The sequence below is a fragment of the Mesorhizobium sp. M7A.F.Ca.AU.002.02.1.1 genome, assembly GCF_003998535.1.
Lineage (GTDB): Bacteria > Pseudomonadota > Alphaproteobacteria > Rhizobiales > Rhizobiaceae > Mesorhizobium > Mesorhizobium ciceri.
This window is the reverse complement of the sequence record NZ_RZPB01000469.1, coordinates 1-4,891: the sequence shown is the minus strand read 5'-3', so window position 1 is coordinate 4,891 and position 4,891 is coordinate 1. Positions and strand designations below refer to the sequence as shown.

Below are 4,891 nucleotides of genomic sequence, written 5' to 3'. Positions count from 1 at the left end.
TCTTGGGAGACTTCGCCGGCGCGTCGGTTTGCGAGCACCAAACGCAAAAACCCGCCTGTGCGGCGGGTCGTCGGCGCAAGTCAACGCCATACCCAAACTATTAGCATAGCTGCCCTCACATGTCAATGAAAAGCGACCCGACTGACTGTCGTCCGGCCCTCCGTTGACCTGAGTTTGGAGTCTGCAAATTCGCGTATGGCGATTGCGATCCAGCCATGCGCATTCTATCTCTGAAAAGCCCCTCGGGAGAGGACCAGCCCGGAGGAGGGTTCTGATGTTTCGCTTCGTCTTTCGTCTTGCCGCAATGATCGCGCTGTCGATTTCCGTCATCATGGCGGTGCTCGACGCGACACGCACAGTGGCGGCCTCCGTGCTGGTGCTGACCCCGCTCAACAGCAGTTGGCTCGCGGTCTCGCCCGACACGCGGGCCGCCTTCGAGACCTTCATCCGAACCAAGACCAGCCCGCTGCTATGGGATGGCGCCATCGCCTGGGTGCTGAACCAGCCGGGCTTCGCCGTGTTCGCGGTGCTGGCTTTCCTGCTCTATGCGATAGGCTACAGGCGGCAACGTCGCGCCGGACAGTTCGTCGCAAACTGATCCGCTTTCCGCGAAGAGAGGGAAACCCGCGCATGTTCTTTCTCAGCGACATGCTGAACAAGAAGCTCAATCTGCCGAAGCCCTCCGAGGCCCTGCCGGGCCGCGCCAGGGCGATCCCGACCGCATCCAGGCACAAGGTCTTGAAAAGACCGCTCAAGGGTCCTTATCCCGAGGGGCTGGAGACGGCCATGTTCGGGCTCGGCTGCTTCTGGGCTGCGGAGCGGCTGTTCTGGCAGGTCGAAGGCGTCTGGGTCACCGCGGCCGGCTATGCCGGCGGCTTCACGCCCAATCCGACCTATCAGGAGACCTGCACCGGGCTAACCGGTCATGCCGAAGCGGTGCTGGTGGTCCATGACCCCGGGATCGTCTCCTATGCTGGGCTTCTGAAGCTGTTCTGGGAAAGCCACGATCCCACGCAGGGCATGCGCCAGGGCAATGATGTCGGCACCGCCTATCGCTCCGCGATCTACACGAGCGACGAGGCGCAACTGTTGGCGGCGAGCGCCTCGCGCGATGCGTATGAGACCTCGCTGCGCGGTGCCGGCCACGGCAGGATCACCACCGAGATCGCCCCGGCGGCCGAATTCTACTTCGCCGAAGCCGATCACCAGCAATATCTGGCGAAGAATCCTTACGGCACGTGCAACCTCAAAGGCACCGGTGTCGCTTGCGCCATCCCTGCCGCCGCCTCCGCCTGACACAAGCTGCGGTGCGGCTTGCCCGCACCAAGCTTTTCCAAAAGGTCAAAATTCCGCGTGAATTTTGTTTCGGGCCATGCCAGATTGCCGCCGAGCGGGAGGGAATACACTCCTGGCTGACGTCGCATGCCTGCCGGAGAACCGGGCCGGCATGCGGTGCGTAACGGAAAAAATAACCGACAGGGTGTGGATCACATGAAACGTATCGTTCTCGGCCTCCTGGCCGCAACCGCAATGGTTCTTCCGGCTTTCGCCGCGGATGTCCAGCCGGCCATCCTCTATGATCTCGGCGGCAAATTCGATAAATCCTTCAACGAGGCTGCCTATCACGGCGCCGAGAAATTCAAGACGGAAACCGGCACGGCCTACGTCGAATTCGAGGTCTCCAACGCCTCGCAGCGTGAGCAGGCGCTGCGCCGCTTCGCCGAGGACGGCCACAACCCGATCGTCATGGCCGGCTTCGCCTGGGAGGATGCGCTGAAGAAGGTCGCGGCCGAATATCCCGATCTCAACTTCGCCATCATCGACGACGCCGTCGACATGCCCAATGTCCGCTCGCTGGTATTCAAGGAAAACGAAGGCTCCTATCTCGTCGGCATCATGGCGGCGATGGCCTCGAAGTCGAAGAAGGTCTCCTTCGTCGGCGGCATGGACATCCCGCTGATCCGCAAGTTCGAATGCGGCTATGTCGGCGGTGCCAAATCGGCCGGCGCGACCGATGTCATCCAGAACATGACGGGTGACACGCCGGCTGCCTGGAACGATCCGGCCAAGGGCGGCGAGATCGCCAAGACGCAGATCGACCAGGGCTCCGACGTGGTCTACGCCGCGGCAGGCGGTACCGGCGTTGGCGTGCTGCAGGCGGCGGCAGATGCCGGCAAGCTTGGCATCGGCGTCGATTCCAACCAGAACGGCCTGCAGCCCGGCAAGGTGCTGACCTCGATGCTGAAGCGCGTCGACGTCGCCGTCTACACCGCCTTCATGGACGGCAAGAACGGCACCTTCAAGGGCGGCGTCGAGAATCTCGGCCTCAAGGAAGGCGGCGTCGACTACGCCATGGACGACAACAACAAGGCGCTGGTGACGGACGAGATGAAGGCGGCCGTCGAAAAAGCCAAGGCCGACATCATTGCCGGCAAGGTCGAAGTACACGACTATACGACTGACAACGCCTGCCCCTATTGAGCGGCACGAACACACAGCCATGATCTGCAAACCGCCGGGCGCCAGCCCGGCGGTTTTGCCTTTACCGGATCGAGCGAAACCTTCGCTCCGTGCCGGACACCGTTTCGAGATACAGATGCAGCCGACGATCGGACCCATGGGCGAGCACGACGTAGCAGCGGTCGCGCAACTGCGCCTGTCTGCCTTTTTCGAGGGAACCGGAAGGACTCTCGGGGAAGATGCGGCAGGGCTTCGCGACTTGATCGCCGGTGACGGTTTCGAGGCGGCATTCGTGGCCCGGATCGGCGACACCCCGGTCGGGACATGCCTGCTGGTGCGCCACGAACTGGAGCCCGCGCATGATCTGACGCCATGGCTGGCCGGGTTGGTTGTCGATGCAAGGTATCGACGCCGAGGCATCGCCACCGCGCTGGTCAAGGCAACGGAAGCCCATGCGGCGTCACGGGGCGTCGAGATGCTCTATCTCTACACATGGGATGCGCGTGGTTTCTACGCGGCCCTCGGCTGGAACACCGTTGAGATATGCCGTTCGGACGGCGAGACGATGGCTCTGATGTCTCGCCGGCCTCGCCTATAGCAGCTTCGCGGCGAGACAACCGAGCGCGAACGCCACCATCAGTCCGGCGGCAACCACAAATCCACGCCGGCCGCCCAGCGCGTGCACGCCGACGCCGTATGGCCGCTGCGACAGGCTTCGGATCACGGTTGGCGGCCTGGCGTCGCTCAGGCCAGAACTACGCATCTGCGGCAGGTCGCCAATGCGCTGCGTGATCTGCTTCCAGCGCTCTTCGCCATCCCCCGGTTCGGCACGGTCGAAGACGTGCATGCGCTCGGCAAGTCGCACGACCTCGTCGCGGAAGGCCGGGTCGATCTCCAGATCACGTTCGGCCCGTTCGCGCTCCGCATCGTTCATCAGGCCACGCACATAGTCGCTGGCCCGTGCAATGCGATCGCTTTCACTGGCCATGGCATGCGCCCTTCCCTTTTTCCTCACCAGTGCGGCGGCTTGGTTACAGGCACTTCATCTCCCGTCTGCTCCTCCAGCGCCAGGAAGCGATCCGTCAGCGCGTCGAGCTTGCGCTGCATGCGCTCGATCACTTTCCACTGCTCGGCGATCTGGCCGGACAGTTCCTCGATGGTCTTCTCCTGCTCGGCGGCGCGGATTTCCAGCGTCGTCAGCCGGTCGGCGGGTATGGTCATGTGAATTCCCCAGTCTTCACCGCGATGTCTTGCGCCGCGATGTCTTGCGCCGCAATGCGAATTTCGGCTCCGCCATACTAGCGAATGTGAAGGCCCCGGCCACGTTGCAAATTGACAAGCGCACCGGGATTTGTCGAGAGTGAACCTGCTCCGCCAATTGGCACGGGCGGAGCGTCATGCTAGGCGTTTTGACCAAGCGATAAAAAAATAAGAGTGGGACAGGCTGCATGGCGCAAGCCGCAATCGAGTTGATCGGCATCAACAAGAGTTTTGGTGCGGTGCGCGCCAACCGGGACATCAATCTTGAGATCGGTCGCGGCACGATCCACGGCATTGTCGGCGAGAACGGCGCTGGCAAGTCGACGCTGATGTCGATCCTCTACGGCTTCTACCAGGCCGACAGCGGCGAGATCCGCGTTGGCGGCCAGCCGGCTTCGATCAAGACCCCCAATGACGCCATCGCGCTCGGCATCGGCATGGTGCATCAGCACTTCATGCTGGTCGACAATTTCACAGTGCTGGAGAACGTCATCCTCGGCGCCGAAAGCGATGCGCTCTTGAAGAAGAGCATCGCCAAGGCGCGCTCCGAACTGGAGCGGCTGGAGCGTGAATACGGGCTGGAAGTCGATCCCGATGCAATCATCGAGGAACTGCCGGTCGGCCTGCAGCAGCGTGTCGAGATCCTGAAGGCGCTCTATCGCGGCGCCGAGATCCTGATCCTCGACGAACCGACGGGCGTTTTGACGCCGGCCGAGGCCGACCATCTGTTCCGCATCCTTCGGCAGTTGAAGGACCAGGGCAAGACGGTGGTGCTGATCACCCACAAACTGCGCGAGATCATGGCCATCACCGACACGGTGTCGGTCATGCGCCAGGGCACGATGGTGGCGACGCGCGAGACCAGGAAAACGACTGTCGAGGAACTGGCCGAGCTGATGGTCGGCCGGCGCGTGCTCTTGCGGGTCGAGAAGGGCGAGGCAGAGGCCGGCGCCGTCAAGCTCGCAGTCAAGAACCTGACGGTCAGGGATACGCGCGGCGTCACCATGGTCGACGACATCTCCTTCGATATCAGGGCCGGCGAGATCGTCGGCATCGCCGGTGTCGCCGGCAACGGACAATCCGAACTGCTCGAGGCGATTTCCGGCATCAGGCGTGCCGTTTCCGGCTCGGTCATGCTGGATGGCAAGCCGATCGACCTGACCGGTGCCGC

Annotated in this window: 7 protein-coding genes; 5 read left to right on the top strand and 2 right to left on the bottom strand. The window is 62.9% G+C overall.

Annotation, left to right across the window (positions count from 1 at the left end; translation table 11 throughout):
• Window positions 1–274: 274 nt before the first annotated feature.
• The 4 genes from EN879_RS24315 (at window position 275) to EN879_RS24300 (ending at window position 3,058) form a co-directional block, all read left to right on the top strand.
• Complete coding sequence (locus EN879_RS24315; protein ID WP_024502789.1) at window positions 275–598, top strand: hypothetical protein; 324 nt, start codon at window positions 275–277, stop codon at window positions 596–598.
• A 32-nt stretch (window positions 599–630) separates the two neighbouring features.
• Window positions 631–1,296: a peptide-methionine (S)-S-oxide reductase MsrA gene (msrA, locus tag EN879_RS24310; protein ID WP_063168985.1), complete on the top strand. Its 666-nt coding sequence runs from the start codon at window positions 631–633 to the stop codon at window positions 1,294–1,296.
• A 195-nt stretch (window positions 1,297–1,491) separates the two neighbouring features.
• The gene (locus tag EN879_RS24305) at window positions 1,492–2,481 is read left to right on the top strand and encodes a BMP family ABC transporter substrate-binding protein (protein ID WP_024502791.1); all 990 of its coding nucleotides are present in this window, start codon (window positions 1,492–1,494) and stop codon (window positions 2,479–2,481) included.
• 115 nt (window positions 2,482–2,596) lie between these two features.
• Complete coding sequence (locus EN879_RS24300) at window positions 2,597–3,058, top strand: GNAT family N-acetyltransferase (protein WP_063168986.1); 462 nt, start codon at window positions 2,597–2,599, stop codon at window positions 3,056–3,058.
• Here EN879_RS24300 and EN879_RS24295 read toward each other — a convergent pair.
• Window positions 3,053–3,448, bottom strand: a complete 396-nt coding sequence (locus tag EN879_RS24295) for a hypothetical protein (protein WP_063168987.1) — start codon at window positions 3,446–3,448, stop codon at window positions 3,053–3,055. The genes EN879_RS24300 and EN879_RS24295 overlap by 6 nt on opposite strands.
• Before the next feature lie 23 nt (window positions 3,449–3,471).
• Window positions 3,472–3,681 (bottom strand): SlyX family protein, encoded by a 210-nt coding sequence (locus EN879_RS24290; protein ID WP_013529634.1) that lies wholly within the window; start codon window positions 3,679–3,681, stop codon window positions 3,472–3,474.
• Window positions 3,682–3,908: 227 nt separating this feature from the next.
• Between EN879_RS24290 and EN879_RS24285 the strand changes: the two genes are divergently transcribed.
• Window positions 3,909–4,891, top strand: a 983-nt coding sequence (locus tag EN879_RS24285; RefSeq protein WP_164774550.1) for an ABC transporter ATP-binding protein, incomplete at its 3' end; no start/stop codon positions are given.